The following is a 14,764-nucleotide window of genomic DNA, read 5'->3' as shown; positions in this document are numbered from 1 at the left end:
TTGCATCGATGCACCCTTGGCGGACCACTTCAAGGCGATAGATGAGGATCAATGGTATAAAGAAATTAACCTGCCGAAAGAGCTCCAGCCAGAAGTGGACCGCTACTTGGAACGGATGAAAAACCATCCTCTTGGAAAAGAAAGAAAGGATCTTAGGGACCAATTTAAAAGTTACTTAATGGAATATTTTGAAAAGGAAAACAAGGAACTTTTTGAGAAAGGGAAAAAAAAGATTTCCCAAAAATTAGAGCAATTTTTGGACTTCTTTGATCATGTCCCCCCTCCGGACATGGATCGCCATATTCCTGGCAAAAACACCCCTCTGCAAGAGGTAGAGATTCATCATCCTATAGGTATCCATTGTATAAATTATCGGTCATTTAAGGATTGGGATAATATGGATTTAGAGTTTTTTGGTGATTTTGAAGATATCCATACTCCTTCATTCATCAGCCAGAGAGACAAGGTAATGGGCTGGAACCTCTACACGATCGCCAAAAACAATCCCCGCTCCCTGACCCTTTCATACAACGGGGCTTTGCACTTCAGCAAAAATATAGGCGGCCTTCCCAGGGAAACGACCCTGGCTGAAGAACTGGATGGTTACGGGATAAAATTTAAGCTGGCCGGCAGATCTCCCCAAGAATATAGGGTGATCTGGAATGGCAAGACTTACGAAGAGAAAGCCAAGGAGATTAGGGAGCAGGCTTCTTTACTGGAAGAAGGGCTGGAGGCCAAAAACAAGGAAAGCTACCTGAACTTGAACCTGTACCAAGACAAGCAACGCTATCTTTCCTTGGACTTGGACCGCTACCGCCAAAGGGATCGAGGAGGGTATGGCCGATGATCTTTTCCTTTTTGTTTGCTACCTTGCCTTTTAGTTTGCCTTATAACTTTACGGTGACCGAGCGGATGGAAGCGGTAAAGAAAACCGATCAGCAAATCCTTTCCCTTCCCTATCCTTTGCGGATGACCTACCTGACTTTGGTAGAAGATGAAGAAGGCAAAGCTGAAAGGAGGATCGACCGGCTGGGCAAGAACATGAAGTTTACCTATCCCAAGGCCGGGGTCATCGAGTATTACATCTACGGGAAGAAGAGCCGCAGTTACGACAAGTACACGGCGGTCGATCTCAAGAAAGAGGAGAATGAACAAAAGCTTAAGGATAGGGATTCCTTTGATCCCTATAATAGCTGGCTTTGCGAAGTAGACTTTGTCGATTACTCCAAGGAAGACCACGATTCATCCCCGGGGGTGATCTTTTCTTTTCCATTCATGGAATTTCCGGCCGAGGGTTTTGAACCCTTGCCTTTTTCTTCCCCCGGGCTTTGGGAGTATAGGTTTTTAGGGGAAGAGAGGTGGGGAGAAAAAACGGTCCGGCTTTACCGGGCAAGCCGCTTGGTGAGTTTTAAGGAAATATATATGAAACCAGTCAAGTACACACCCAGGCCTGGAAAAGTTGTACCTATGAACGAAGTAGAGATTGAGGAAAAGCAGGCGAGACTGGAAAAGACCCTTTACGTGGATAAGTCCACGGGATGGCCCTTGAAGGTAGTGGACCTGGGACCGGAGGGCAGTCCGGCCATAGAAACCACCTTTAGCGGTTGGAAAGAAGACGGGGTAGGGAAAACGGACTTTTTCTTCCCTCAAGGTTACAATGAAGGATTTGAAACCCACGGGTTTTTGTATTTTTTGGGGATTAAGGATCTAGAAGATCTTAAGGATCTCCAGTTTTCAAGCGAAGGATCCCTAAAGGAAAGCCAAGATTTAGGTTTGGGAGCATTCCTTGAAGAGCTTCGAAAGTATGTTTTTAACGACCGGCCGGATGCTCCAAGGCTTTACGGGTGGGATGCAAACGCCTTTTACCGCTGGCATAGGTATATCTATAACCTTGAGTATGAAGAACATCTTATGGATCGATTAAGCCTCTTACCTTTTGGTGCAGCAGGAATATGGCGTAATGATTATGATTTAACAGAGCATCATCCTCCTTATCCCCCGCAGTTGGATTACTCCTTCATGGTCTTGTTTGGGGATTACGACTACGGGAATTTCCCCTATTACAACAAGGAAAAGATCCGCCGGTACATCTTGGCTAAGCGGGAAGCCGGAAAAGCAGGCCAAGGGTATAAGTCACCACCGCCTCGATAATACCGACGACGGTCATTTCTAGCCCGCTGGATAGCCAGCTCCGTGCAGTGATCAGGGTTTTTGCCGCACCGACAAGGAAATGGGCGACAAGGCTGATGAAAAAAGAAAGGCTTATAGCCCAAATTCCGGAAAGGAAGAAAAAGGGGATTAAAGGGATAAAGGCGCCCAGGGCTGTGGAAAGGGAGGCGGACAAGCAGGCATTCCAAGGATTGGGAAAACTGGCGTGGGAAAGGCCGAGTTCTGAACTTACCATCGCGGAAAGGAAATGTTCTGGTTTTTGATATAATTTTTCGGATATCCACTTGGCTTCTTCTTCGTTGAATCCCTGGAGTTGGTAAAAGAGTGCCATTTCTTCGATTTCTTCTTGAGGGTTTTCTTCTATCTCCCTTTTTTCCTTGGAGATCTCGGCTTCGTAAACTTCTTTTTGACTCTTGGCAGCAAGGTAAGCCCCGGCTCCCATCGATAAAGAGGAGGCGATCATGCCCGCCAATCCAGAAATAAGGATGTAGTGGGTTTGGTTTTCTGTTGCGCCTGCAACTCCCGAAACGATCCCAAAAACGGCTCCCAACCCGTCGTTAATTCCATAAATGGAGTCCGTGATCCAGTTTCCTCCTCGCCCATGCCACTTTTCTCGGGCCAGGATGTTTTCGGTTATGTTTTCTGTAAAAGGAGTTTCTCTAGGCAGGTTGTGGAGGATGCCAGCATGGCTTTTTTCTTCTTTGGCCAGTTCTTCGAGTAATTGGACAATCTCGGCTGACTCTTTAAACTGGGCTTTTTGTTGCAAATACCTAGCCTTGTCTTGTTCTTCCGCCCTTTCCATTCTTTGAATCACGTTCTTGAATCCCAAGTTTTGATTCAGCCACTTTTCCAGGATTCTTTTGAAGCGGGGAATTTTTTCTGAACAGCTTTGACCAAGCGCCGCCAATTCTTTCTCCCACCGGAGAGCATGTTGCTCTTCGGTTTGGGCAAGTTTAAGGAGAATTTCTTTTTTGCGGGGATTTTTTTCGATTTCCGCTAGATCCCTATAGGTCCTTGCCGTTTTTTTTTCGTTGAGCCAGTTTTTCTTCAGGATCTGGACAAGAGGATCATTTTTGTTAAAGGGCATAAGAGGCAAAAAGACCGCATTTTTCTTGAAATATTCGGCTATTTTTATTGGTGAATCAACCGTTCCGTCAGACTTACTCATTCCTGCTCAAACAGGAACAAGGCTGACTTCCTGCTTCGTCGAGGCGGTTTCGCTTGGCGCAAAACGCCAAGCCAGAGCCTTCCTCTCCACAGGCGTAACTTCCGGCGGAACTCGCCGTAGCGAGCGCTAGGCGCTCAAGATTTTTTGCCGCGTTCCAGTCGCGGTCGTGGATCGCACCGCAGGCCGGACAAGTCCACTCCCGCACCGACAGCGGCAAGGTTTCCAACTCGTACCCGCACGCCGAACACGTCTTGCTACTGGCGTAGAACCGGTCCGCAACCACCACCACGCTTCCCCACATCGCGGCCTTGTACTCCAGCTGCCGCCGGAACTCGAAGAAACCGCCGGCTGCGATGGAACGGGCAAGACGCCGGTTGCCCATCATGCCACGCACGTTCAGGTCCTCGACGCCGATGAGCGAAAACCGACGCGTTAGCCTTGTCATAAGCTTGTGCAGGGCGTCCATGCGGCTATTGGCGATTCGGGCGTGCAGCCTAGCCAGCTTTACCTTGGCCTTTCGCCGGTTGGCCGATCCCTTAGCCTTGCGCGAGAGGCTCCGCGAGAGCCTGCGCAAGCGGCCTAGCCGCACCTTGTGTGGCTTTGGGCCAGGCACCTTTTCCCCAGTCGAGAGCGTCGCCAGCGCCGACACGCCCAAGTCCACACCCACAATGCCTTGGTTCTCGGCCTTGTGATGGCACAGATCGGGAGCGTCTACTGTAATGCTGACGAACCATCGGTCGGCCACCCGGGAGACCGTGGCCGACATGATCTTGCCGGTGAAGCGCAACGGCTCGCGCATGCGCACCCAGCCAAGATTCGGGATGCGTATGCGTGAGCCGTCGAGATCGAACTGGTCGTTGGTAAGGGTGAAACGGTCGTCGCGGCCCTTCTTGCGAAATTGTGGATACCGCGCTCGACCCGCGAAGAAGTTCGCAAACGCCTGCCCCAGCTGAATAATCGCCATCTGCGGCGCGCACTTGGTGACTTCCAGCATCCAGGGGAACTGCTCGCGCTTGATGGCGTTGAGCTGGCGGCGCAAAGAATATTGCGATGGCTTGGGCAATCTCTTGTTGGCCTTCCATGCCTCGTACTGCTTTTGCCACCGCTCCAGAGCCCAGTTGTAAGCAAAGCGTGCCGTGCCCGCAGCTTTTGCGAAATAGGTCGCCTGCACGTTATTCGGATCAAGGGCGATTTTGTGGGAAATCAGCATTGCACAGCCTCCACGGCGGCCTTTACACCGTCGAGCAGCTTCTGATTCTTGCGCGAGCGGCTGCCATAGAGCCGGGCGCTGAAGACCGTGATGATCTCCAACACGTCTTTCGCCAAGTCTTCCTCGAAGGTCGTGTCTTCGCCTTGGTTGAGGATCACGACCTCGACGCCCTTGGCCTCGCAGATGGCAAACACAAGCTCCGCACCGAAGCGTAGCAGCCGGTCCTTGTGCGTGATAACCAACCTGCCGACTTTTCCGCCGAGGACGGCATCGAGCAGCTTCTTCAGTCCCTTCTTGTAATAGTTCATGCCCGAACCCAGGTCCGAGATGACCTCGAACTTCCATCCTTGCCGGGCGCAGTAGAGTTCCAGAACCTGCTTCTGCCTTTCCAGATCATCCTTTTGGTCATGACTAGACACTCTAGCGTAGGCGATGGTCAGCCGTTCCGATTCGGGTGAATGGAATTGCCCAGGCCGCAACCTGGCAAGGTCATAGCGTCGCCGCCCACCAGGGGTGCGCTCATCGGGAATGAGCTTGCCTTCCCGTTCCCAACGCCTCAGCGTTTGGGCACAGACACCAAGGAACTCGGCAGCTTCGTGGATACTTACCAATTTGCGTTTTATGTCTGCAATATTCACAAAAGAGCAGGAATAAGCAAGTATTAAATTTACTGTTCAAGCCCCAACTTCACGTAGGCTTCTTTCTGGATGTCGGTCATTGCTGAGGGAGGATCAAACCACATTCTTCCCCAATTTCTGTCTATAAATATAGCTTTTTCATGTTCGGCAAAGAGGAGGGCGATGGCCAACTTCTCCGATTGAGAAAGGTTGGGCAGAGGAATTTTATAAGGAAGGTCGTTGAGGAATAAAAACCGACCGTTATTTGCCGTCACTTCAAAAACAAGAACCCCGTGGCCGGCTTCCGTGACTTCGTCGATTTCCACTATGCGCTTGGAAGGATCATCCTCGACTTTCTTTTCTCCAATGAGATCGTAAGAAAGGTTTTCTTTAAAAACACCCGTTATTTCTTTCTGGGCATTTTGGGGAAGGCTTTCAAGGTACTTGGCCAGTCTCGGTGTTAGATTGGGAAGAAGAATGGGGGGAGCTATCCCGTAAGCGGAAGAAAGAAGACACACTAGGCAGAGAAGCGGTAGGCTTTTTTTCATATTGCATAAGGGTTTGTTGAGAAAAGGGTTTGAAGACTCTGAAATAGAAAACATCCAGTTTAAGGTCTTTTTCAAAGTATTCCCTCCACCTGGAAAGAGTCCAATTTTTCAGGAACAAGCAACTGTCAAGTGAATTTGAGTAGATGCTAAAATCCGGTTTTTCAGAGATCTTTTCACCTACTATGCCCACATGGCCTTGGACGTCTCGCGAGGATGGAGAAATGACAATATCTCCGGGGAGCAGTTCAGAGGGTTTTTTTATGGGCAGGGCATTGGATTTCAGCCATTGGTAGAGATCGGATAGATAGACGATTTTTAAGGGCTGTTCTAGGGCTTGACCGAGTATTTTGCTTACGGCCGCAGAGCTCGAGTATATCCCTCCTCCAGGAAGACTTCCCGTATCCATGCCCACGGAATTTAAGGTGATCACGTAGATTCTTGCGCTCAATGTTTCGTTTTTTCCTTTTGCCGAGCTATAAGGGGGAGGGCCAGCCTTGGAAGAGGAACAAAGAACCAGGCCGTGAAGGGGTGGAGAAACAGGCAGAGGGGCAAAGAGGAAATAAAGGATGAAAAAAAAAATCTCTGGGCCTTTCCTTTTCATATCCAACAATTAAAACCAATTAAAAAGTGAAGAAATAAAAAAGTTTTTATGGTTAAAAATTAAGGAAAAAACAAACATAATCTTTTTTAAGATTATAAAAAACGGCCGTTGTTGACTACCTTTAACTGAATATGGTAACGAACGATAAAGGGCCATCGGTTTGCTCCATTGAGAGATGGCCGCCGATTGTGGAGCTTTGGGCTGTGGATGTTCCCGGCGAGTTTTAAAACAAAGGATCTCTATTTGAACACAAGGAAGGAAATATGAGGGAGATAAACACTCCAAGGAAAGCCTCGGTGCAAAGGAACACAAAAGAGACGGCAATCTCCCTTGAAATGACTCTTGATGGTCAAGGAAAGAGCGATATCAAAACGGGGATCGGTTTTTTGGATCACATGCTTGAACTTTTCTCCTTTCATGGCTCCTTTGATCTGACTCTAAAGTGTGAAGGGGACCTGCACGTGGATTTTCATCATACCGTGGAGGATTGTGGCATTGTCCTGGGGGAGGCTTTTAACAGGTCCCTGGGAGACAAAAAGGGAATAAATCGCTATGGCTTTTATTTGTTGCCCATGGATGAAACGCTTGTCCATTGTGCTGTTGACATCAGTGGAAGACCGTTTCTTTGCTTTCGGGTTCCCGAAAAGCTGCCTCTTTTTTTGCTTTCCGCAGGCAGCTTTCCGGCACAGCTGCTGGAGGAGTTTTTGAGAGCTTTTGTTGTCCATGGACAGCTTTGTCTCCATATGCATATAGTGGAGGGCAAAGAGGTTCACCATTTGATCGAAGGCAGTTTTAAAGCCCTGGCAAGAACGTTAAAAATGGCGGTTGGATACGATACGAGGAGCTTGGATCGCATTCCAACTACTAAAGGACTGATCGGCTCGTAGGAGGTTGCGGGCTGTTTTTGAACTGTTTTATGCTGAGCCTTTCTTATCTTTCGGATCTGTATTTGAAGTATGCCGATGATTTTGGGAGGGAAGTTTGCCGTTTTGAACTTCGGACTAAACTCTTTCCTTCGACCGATGGCCCCAATATGATGGGGGTAATCAATCTCTCGGCCGAATCCTGGTATAGGGAAAGCGTGGCCTTGGATTTGGAGGCGGCAATCCGAAAGGCCCAGGTTTTGTATGCTTCTGGAGCCGACCTGGTGGATATCGGTGCGGAATCTTCTCTTTCCTATGCGCGGAGGATCGATGAAAAAGAGCAACTCCAACTGCTTCTACCCCTGGTAAAGCAGTTAAGCCGCTTGGGGAAGATTATATCGGTGGAAACTTATCGGCTTGAGGTGGCCAAGGAATGTTTTAAAGCGGGAGCGGCCGTATTGAACCTGACCAAGGGCAACCAGGGAAAGGAATTTTTTAGGGTCGTTGCCGATCATGAAGGTGCGGTCATCATCAACTTTGTCAGTGGGGATAACGTTCGGGACGTCGAGCCCATTGCCTTACCCGAGGATCCCCTGGCCCTTCTTTTTCCCTATTTTGAAAAGCGCATCGAAGAAGCCTTGGCCTGCGGGGTTAAAAAGATATGGCTGGATCCCGGGTTGGGCTTTTATTATCCCAATCTTCTTGACGGCCCAACCCGGATTCAGAGGCAGATGGAAATATTCCTCCATACCTTTCGGCTTCGAAAGCTCGGTTGGCCCATTTGCCATGCTTTACCTCATGCCTTCGAATGCTTCCAGGACGAAGTCAGGATAGCCGAGCCTTTCTTTGCCGTTCTGGCTATACTCGGCAAAACAGACCTCCTCAGGACCCATGAAATAAGCAAGGTTCGGGGTGTTTTAAAAACCATGCAACTTTTCTCCAAGTTCAAGCTTCCGGCGGATTGATTTGAGCCGAAAGGGGCCTCCTATTTGGCTTTCCCGACTTGGCTAGCTTCAGAGACTTCTATGAGCTTGCCGGTTTTTACATCGTAAATGAACCCATAGATGGGGATGCTCGGAGGAACTAAAGGATGATGCCTAATCCGTAAAACATCCTCGACGAGACTTTCCTTCTGGTCTTTAATCGTCAGCCACTTAAGATACTTTCCTTCTGAGGAACCCGGACCTTTGCCCACGTCTTTCCATTTTCCTCCTTCCAATACCGCCGTCTCCAGGCTCTTTTCCAACAATTCTTCCATGACCGCGTCGCTAAAGGTTTCCATCCCGCAGTCCGTGTGGTGAATAACGAACCATTCCTTGGTTCCAAGAAGCTTGTAGGATATGATAAGAGAACGGATCGCATCGTCACTGGCTCTTCCACCCGCATTGCGGATGATATGGGCATCTCCTTCTTTTAGTCCCGCAAACTTGCCCGGGTGCAGCCGGGCATCCATGCAGGTAAGAATGGCCATCCGCCTTCCAGGGGGCATCGGCAGGTTTGCCTTTTCACCAAAAGTGGCTGCATATTGAACGTTTGCTTTTAAAATTTCTTCATAATTTTGACTCATGATAAACTCCTTTTTACAATTATTGATGTTCAGGAGCTTCCATTATTAATAATGGTTATCGTACATTCAAATTTTTTTTCAAAAAAAAGCGAACAGGGCATATCCTGTTTCTTTTTTGACTTCGGCCGCAAAAGCCATGCCGATTGTTGAAGATGGGCAAAAGGCACTCAGTCGTTGTCGATGATGATATCCTTGACGGTCATTCCGGCGGGAATCATGGGTAAAACATGTTCGGTGTAGGGAACGATGACATCCAGGACATAAGGCTCCTCGCTGTCGAGCATTCTTTTCAAGGCGGGCACCAGCTCGTGGGGCTTGGAAATTCTTTCTGATTTTACGCCGAAGCCTTTGCAGATTTGGGGAAAATCGGGATAAACCATGTTTTTATTATCGGGTAGTCCAAGAAAGGTATGGGCCCTGTTGCTATCATAAAATCGATCTTCCCATTGGACAACCATCCCCAGGTGCTGGTTGTTTAATATCACGGCCTTAACCGGTATTTTTTCTGTTACCGCTGTAGCCAATTCCTGGATATTCATTAAAAAGCTTCCATCGCCGTCCACGTCAATCACCGTTGCCTCAGGATGGGCAATTTTAGCCCCGAGGGCGGCCGGGTAACCAAAGCCCATTGCCCCGAGTCCTCCCGAAGTGAGGAAGGTTCGGGGACGGTGAAAATTGTAAAATTGGGCTGTCCACATCTGGTGTTGGCCTACTCCTGTCGTAATGATGGCTTCACCCCGGGTTAACTTGTAGAGTTCTTCGATAACCATTTGGGGCATGATGACCCCTTCGAATTTCTTGTAACGGAAAGGATATTTTATTTTCCAAGCTTGGATCTCCTCCTGCCAGAGGGAATAGCCGGGGGACTGAAACTTTCTTTCTTCGATGAGCCGGTTCAACAACCTTAAGGCCTCCTTGATATCCCCGAGAATAGGCAGATCGACTCTTTTGTTTTTATTCAACTCCGAATTATCGATGTCGATATGGACAATACGGGCTTTTTGGGCGAAAGCTTGGACGTTACCCGTCACCCGGTCGTCAAACCTTACCCCGAAAGCAAGAAGAAGGTCGGATTGATCCACGGCAAAATTGGAATACACCGAACCGTGCATGCCAAGCCATTTCAAGGAAAGGGGGTGATTCTCGGGGAAAGAGCCGATCCCCATCAGCGTTGTGGCTACGGGAATAGCCGTCTTTTGGGCAAACTCTAAAAGTTCATGATAAGCTCCACTGGAAATAATGCCTCCTCCCACGTACATCACAGGCCTTTTGGCTTTCTCGATCCAATCCAGTACGGTTTCCAGGGCTGAAATGTCTATTGGAGGGGGTGCAAGTTTCGACTCCAGCCCCGTGGAGTGGGGAAAGAAAGGTTTAAAGACGGCTTGCTGTACATCCTTGGGAATATCAATGACCACGGGTCCCGGCCGACCCGATCGGGCGATCAAGAGGGCTTCTTTGATAATTTGCGGGATTTCCCGGGGATCGATGACCAGGTAACTATGTTTGACAATGGGCAGCGTAATCCCAAAAACGTCTGTTTCCTGGAAGGCTCCTTTGCCGATCATCTCTTTTTTAACCTGCCCGGTGATCGCGACAAGGGGAACCGAATCCATGTAAGCATCGGCGATCCCCGTGATGAGGTTGGTGGCTCCGGGCCCGGAAGTAGACATGCATACCCCGACTTTCCCTGTAGACCTGGCATAACCTTCAGCCATGAATACTCCACCTTGCTCGTGGCGAGGCAACACCGTTCTTAGGATTTTAGCCCGAGTAAGGGATTGGTGCATGGGCATGCTTGCCCCTCCTGGATAGGCGAATAGGATCCCAACGCCTTCTTTTTCAAGGGCTGCAATCACGCAATCAGCTCCAGACATTTCTGGGCCTACTGTCCCTTCTTTTGCAGTGGGAAGTTGAATCGAATGGGAAGTGATGGGCATAAAACTACCGGCTAGTATTCCTCTGTTCGGTTACATCGAGAACAGTGTCATAAAGGTCTTATTTTTTTTGTCGCTTATCTATATCACTATATATCAGTAAGAAAAACTCTCCCTCCCCATGGACGGAGCTTCCGGCAGGGATCAGTCCCACCCGGAAGAACCACACAAGGGTTTCCTGCTTCTACGAGGGGTGGCCAACATCCTCTTTGGAGGATGCCCTGCTCATGCACCCTCTCCACAGGTGTTCACTCCGACCCCCCCTCAAATATGGGTAAACCCTCCCTGCAATATAGACGGAATGACAACCTTTGTCTAGCTGATATTCCATGACGATAATCCTAGGCAGAACCGACTCTCTGCGTCTAGGCCCTGTATGTCCTCCCTTACGGAAGGGGAGCTGGAGCATAAATTTAGTTAAAATGAATGTTGCGCTCATTTTTCAACGCAATAAAATCAGACTATGCCTTATTTATCCATTGAAACGAATGTAAGTTTGACGGAACGCGAGCAGAAGGAACTGGTTGAGGCGGCCAGCCGTTTTATCGTGGAAAAAATGAACAAACCCCAAGCTTACACGATGGTAAGCTGGGCGGGAGTCAAAAGAATTCTTTTTGCGGGGAATGAAGAACCGGCTGCTTTCGTGGAACTAAGGGCCATCAATCTCCCTTTAGAGCGTTGCGGAGAGTTCTCTAGAGAGATCTGTTCTTTGCTGGAAAAGCATTGTGGAATAAAGGCCGAGAGGGTATTCATTAATTTTTCCGACGTTTCGGCCAAGTTGTGGGGTTATAATCGGACAACCTTCGGTTAAGGGCTTTTCCTTGAAAAGATCGAGCTGTTTTTCAAAAAAACTTTTTTTAATTCCTTGACATCTAAACTCAAAAGACCAATTGTTTTTTTCTCGGTGAAAACCTATTTTCAAAAACCACAAGAAGTCCAAAGGAAGTGGTATATCATTGACGCTAGGGATAAGATCGTAGGTAAGGTCGCTGAAAAAGTGGCTTGCCTGCTTCGGGGCAAGCACAAGGAAGTATTTAGTCCGCATGTGGATACCGGAGATCATGTGATCGTTATCAACGCCTCTAAAGCTATCTTTAGCGGCAAGAAAGAAACCCAAAAGCTGTATTCTGCCTATTCGGGGTATATTGGGGGACAAAAAACTTTCAGTCCAGTGCAGATTCGTCAAAAACGACCCAATTTCATCATCGAACATGCGGTGAGGGGAATGATCCCGCATAACCGGCTTGGACGGAAAATATACACCAAGCTTCACGTTTATGAAGGCAGCGACCATCCCCACGCTGCGCAAAAACCCATTCCTGTTACTCTAGATTGAAATGACAATGACAGTTATTCCTCAAAATTCGCCGATACAAGCCACCGGAAGGAGAAAGACGGCTACGGCGACCGTTATTCTTAAGCCGGGGAAGGGTGAGGTCAGTATCAACGGGAAAGACTTGGAATTTTATTTTCCCACTTTTGTCCATCGTTACGAGGTTTTTAAGCCCTTGGAAGTGATTGAAGGGACGAAGAAATTTGATATTATAGCCAAAGCCAGGGGTGGAGGCCTCATGGGACAAGCCCAGGCTTTGAAATTAGCCGTCTCCCGGGCCTTGATCAAGTACGATCCCTCTTACCGCAGCTTGTTGAAAAAAGAAGGACTCCTGACGCGCGATCCCCGCATGAAGGAACGCAAGAAAACGGGCCAGCCGGGTGCAAGGAAAAGGTTCCAGTTTTCCAAGCGGTAGTTCCAGCCTAAAGAGGATGCAGTTTTGGGGAGGGGATGGCTATTTTTCGAAGGAGGATAAAAATTCATTTCTTGGTTTTTTAGCATGTCCTCTATCCGAGTCGGTATTGTTGGGGCTTCAGGGTATTCAGGGGAAGAATTGATTAGACTCTTGGTTCGTCATCCCGGTGTCGATCTCCGCTGGATTACTTCAAGGCAATACAAGGATAGGACGTTGCAATCCGTCTACCCCGGGATAGGACGCTTTGGGGAGCTTGAGTTTGACGACCTAGAGAGTCTAGAGAAAAAAGAAAACCAACTCGAGCTGGTTTTCCTTGCTCTCCCTCACGGGGCGGGAATGGACTATGCGCATTTTTTCTATAATCGGGGCAAGGTAGTCATCGATTTGAGTGCGGATTTTCGACTCGAAAACCCCTTGGATTACGAGCTTTATTACAAGCTTTCCCATCCCCATGCCGATCTTTTAAAGAAGGCCGTCTATGCCCTTCCCGAAATTTACCCCGATCAGATTGCCCATTCTAACTTGTTGGCCATGCCTGGCTGTTATCCCACCGCTGTTCTGCTCTCTTTAGCGCCTTTCTTAAAAAAGGGATGGATCGATCCCCATTCGATTGAAATTGTCGCCCTCAGCGGCAGTACCGGGGCCGGCAAGACTCTCGATACCAAGCTCCTTTTTAGTGAACTTGCCGACAACCTCAGGCCTTATAGCTTTCCCTCCCACCGCCATATTCCCGAAATGGAACAGCAGATAGCCAAGCTGGTCAAAACCGACTCCGTCAAAGTGATCTTTCTGCCCATTCTTGCTCCCTTGCGCAGGGGCATTCTTTTGACCGTTATCGGTTCCCTTTCCCAGCCTATCTCGCAGGCGGAAGCTGAAGAACAAGCCCAGGAGTTTTACAAGGAAGCTCCTTTTGTGAAAATTTTACCGGGAGGAATCATGCCCGAGCTCCGCTACGTCCTTTATTCTAACAACCTCTATTTTTCTATCCATGTGCTCGAGGAAAAGAAAAAGCTTCTTATTCTTGCCGCAATAGATAATCTAGGAAAAGGGGCCGCCGGCCAAGCCATCCAGGTCATGAATATAAGACTTGGATGGGCTCAAACTTTGGGATTAATCCCATGAAAGAGGAATCCATAGAATTTATAAAATCGGGAGGAGTAACCGCTCCCCGCGGTTTTCTTGCTGCGGGAGTCAGTTGCGGTATAAAACCGAGAAAACAAAATGACCTGGCCTTGGTCGTTTCCCAACAACTGGCCGATGTCGCCGCTGTCTTTACCCAAAACCGGGTCAAGGCCGCCCCGGTCCTCGTATCGATGAAGCGGGCAGCAAAAGGGAAAGCTCGGGCCGTGGTGATTAATTCGGGTAACGCCAATGCCTGTACCGGGCAAAAGGGTATAGAAGATGCCGAGCAGATGGCTGCGGTGACCGCTTCCTTGTTGGGCTGTTCTCCCGATGAAGTCTACGTGTGTTCGACAGGAAGAATCGGCGTATTTTTGCCGATGAAAAAGATCGTTAAAGGCATTGAGAAAGCCTGCAAAGCGCTCGATGTTGAAGGATACAGGGATGCTGCCGAAGCGATAATGACTACCGATACGGTCCCCAAGCAGGCGGCCTTAAAGGTCAAAATAGAAGATAAGGAGATTTTTATAGGAGGGATGGCCAAGGGAGCGGGCATGATATCCCCCAATTTGGCCACTACCCTGGGAGTCATTACCACCGATGCCCTCCTTAGCCCCGAATACTTAAATTGGGTCTTGCGGTGTTGTGTCCAGGAGACATTCAACAGGATCTCCGTCGATGGGGAAACCTCTACAAACGATACCATTCTTTTGTTTTCCAACGGGATGGCCAAGAACACGATTATTTCGAGCGAAAACCCCCATAAGGGAATATTTAAGAATGCCTTGCGCCTTGTCATGGATCGACTGGCTCGGGCGGTATTGGAAGACGGTGAAGGGGTGACAAAAGTAGTCGAGATATTAGTCCAGGGTGCAGTTTCGGACAAGGAAGCTGAAGTCGTGGCGAGGGCCGTGGGCAATTCCCTCCTGGTCAAGTGTTCCTGGAATGGAGAGGATCCTAACTGGGGAAGGATTTTGTGTGCCATCGGCTATTCCGGGGCGGATGTGGACCAAAGCAAGATCGATCTTTTTTATAGCGGTACCCAGGTTGTTTCTTCGGGGGTGAAAACGGAAGTCAAGATCAATCGGCTGAAAAAGATCGTCAAGATGCCCATGTTTTCCATTCTTATCGATCTGCATAAGGGAGAGGGCCAGTACCGGTTCCTTTCTACCGATCTGTCGGAACGCTACGTACGGATTAATAAAGGAGAATAAAAGAGA

The 14,764-nt window shown here is 48.7% G+C and carries 15 protein-coding genes and 1 pseudogene; 9 read left to right on the top strand and 7 right to left on the bottom strand.

Going from position 1 to position 14,764, the window contains the following annotated elements; genetic code table 11:
* Positions 1–16: 16 nt before the first annotated feature.
* On the top strand, positions 17–847 hold the full coding sequence (locus tag MINF_RS10425) for a hypothetical protein (RefSeq protein ID WP_012464714.1): 831 nt from the start codon (positions 17–19) through the stop codon (positions 845–847).
* On the top strand, positions 844–2,151 hold the full coding sequence (locus tag MINF_RS10420) for a hypothetical protein (protein ID WP_012464713.1): 1,308 nt from the start codon (positions 844–846) through the stop codon (positions 2,149–2,151). Before MINF_RS10425 ends, MINF_RS10420 begins: the two co-directional genes overlap by 4 nt.
* Here MINF_RS10420 and MINF_RS10415 read toward each other — a convergent pair.
* The 5 genes and pseudogenes from MINF_RS10415 to MINF_RS11555 form a co-directional block, all read right to left on the bottom strand.
* The gene (locus MINF_RS10415) at positions 2,096–3,337 is read right to left on the bottom strand and encodes a VIT1/CCC1 transporter family protein (protein WP_012464712.1); all 1,242 of its coding nucleotides are present in this window, start codon (positions 3,335–3,337) and stop codon (positions 2,096–2,098) included. The two genes, MINF_RS10420 and MINF_RS10415, sit on opposite strands and share 56 nt — an antisense overlap.
* A 6-nt stretch (positions 3,338–3,343) precedes the next feature.
* Positions 3,344–4,547, bottom strand: a pseudogene (locus MINF_RS10410) (RNA-guided endonuclease InsQ/TnpB family protein).
* On the bottom strand, positions 4,541–5,170 hold the full coding sequence (locus MINF_RS10405) for an IS607 family transposase (RefSeq protein WP_148205372.1): 630 nt from the start codon (positions 5,168–5,170) through the stop codon (positions 4,541–4,543). Before MINF_RS10405 ends, MINF_RS10410 begins: the two are co-directional and overlap by 7 nt.
* A 44-nt stretch (positions 5,171–5,214) precedes the next feature.
* Positions 5,215–5,682: a hypothetical protein gene (locus tag MINF_RS10400; RefSeq protein WP_048810383.1), complete on the bottom strand. Its 468-nt coding sequence runs from the start codon at positions 5,680–5,682 to the stop codon at positions 5,215–5,217.
* The gene (locus tag MINF_RS11555; protein ID WP_187146944.1) at positions 5,600–6,313 is read right to left on the bottom strand and encodes a hypothetical protein; all 714 of its coding nucleotides are present in this window, start codon (positions 6,311–6,313) and stop codon (positions 5,600–5,602) included. The genes MINF_RS10400 and MINF_RS11555 overlap by 83 nt, the downstream gene beginning before the upstream one ends.
* Positions 6,314–6,576: 263 nt before the next feature.
* On the opposite strand from MINF_RS11555, the gene hisB reads away from it, so the two are divergent.
* Together hisB and MINF_RS10385 are read left to right on the top strand one after the other, a co-directional pair.
* On the top strand, positions 6,577–7,200 hold the full coding sequence (gene hisB / locus MINF_RS10390) for an imidazoleglycerol-phosphate dehydratase HisB (RefSeq protein ID WP_048810382.1): 624 nt from the start codon (positions 6,577–6,579) through the stop codon (positions 7,198–7,200).
* A gap of 29 nt (positions 7,201–7,229) precedes the next feature.
* The gene (locus MINF_RS10385) at positions 7,230–8,141 is read left to right on the top strand and encodes a dihydropteroate synthase (RefSeq protein ID WP_048810563.1); all 912 of its coding nucleotides are present in this window, start codon (positions 7,230–7,232) and stop codon (positions 8,139–8,141) included.
* 20 nt (positions 8,142–8,161) lie between these two features.
* Here the strand turns inward: MINF_RS10385 and MINF_RS10380 are convergent, their stop codons facing one another.
* Both MINF_RS10380 and ilvB read right to left on the bottom strand, forming a co-directional pair.
* Positions 8,162–8,743 carry a beta-class carbonic anhydrase gene (locus tag MINF_RS10380; RefSeq protein ID WP_012464703.1) on the bottom strand — a complete coding sequence of 194 codons (582 nt, stop codon included), beginning with the start codon at positions 8,741–8,743 and terminating at the stop codon, positions 8,162–8,164.
* A 167-nt stretch (positions 8,744–8,910) separates the two neighbouring features.
* Positions 8,911–10,680 (bottom strand): biosynthetic-type acetolactate synthase large subunit, encoded by a 1,770-nt coding sequence (ilvB, locus tag MINF_RS10375; RefSeq protein WP_012464701.1) that lies wholly within the window; start codon positions 10,678–10,680, stop codon positions 8,911–8,913.
* A gap of 460 nt (positions 10,681–11,140) precedes the next feature.
* Between ilvB and MINF_RS10365 the strand changes: the two genes are divergently transcribed.
* The 5 genes from MINF_RS10365 to argJ all read left to right on the top strand — a co-directional run bounded on the left by MINF_RS10365 (position 11,141) and on the right by argJ (position 14,758).
* Positions 11,141–11,488, top strand: coding sequence for a phenylpyruvate tautomerase MIF-related protein (locus tag MINF_RS10365; protein WP_012464700.1), 348 nt, complete (start codon positions 11,141–11,143; stop codon positions 11,486–11,488).
* 93 nt (positions 11,489–11,581) lie between these two features.
* Positions 11,582–12,013, top strand: coding sequence for a 50S ribosomal protein L13 (gene rplM, locus MINF_RS10360; RefSeq protein WP_012464699.1), 432 nt, complete (start codon positions 11,582–11,584; stop codon positions 12,011–12,013).
* Position 12,014: 1 nt separating this feature from the next.
* On the top strand, positions 12,015–12,425 hold the full coding sequence (rpsI, locus tag MINF_RS10355) for a 30S ribosomal protein S9 (protein WP_012464698.1): 411 nt from the start codon (positions 12,015–12,017) through the stop codon (positions 12,423–12,425).
* Positions 12,426–12,509: 84 nt separating this feature from the next.
* A complete protein-coding gene (gene argC / locus MINF_RS10350; RefSeq protein ID WP_012464697.1) occupies positions 12,510–13,547 on the top strand; it encodes an N-acetyl-gamma-glutamyl-phosphate reductase in 1,038 nt (345 codons plus the stop codon).
* Positions 13,544–14,758 carry a bifunctional glutamate N-acetyltransferase/amino-acid acetyltransferase ArgJ gene (gene argJ / locus MINF_RS10345; RefSeq protein WP_148205254.1) on the top strand — a complete coding sequence of 405 codons (1,215 nt, stop codon included), beginning with the start codon at positions 13,544–13,546 and terminating at the stop codon, positions 14,756–14,758. The genes argC and argJ overlap by 4 nt, the downstream gene beginning before the upstream one ends.
* The last annotated feature ends 6 nt before the right edge of the window (positions 14,759–14,764 follow it).

The sequence above is a fragment of the Methylacidiphilum infernorum V4 genome (assembly GCF_000019665.1).
In the GTDB taxonomy this organism is placed as follows: domain Bacteria; phylum Verrucomicrobiota; class Verrucomicrobiia; order Methylacidiphilales; family Methylacidiphilaceae; genus Methylacidiphilum; species Methylacidiphilum infernorum.
The sequence above is the reverse complement of the archived record's forward strand: the minus strand, read 5'-3'. Positions and strand labels throughout refer to the sequence as shown.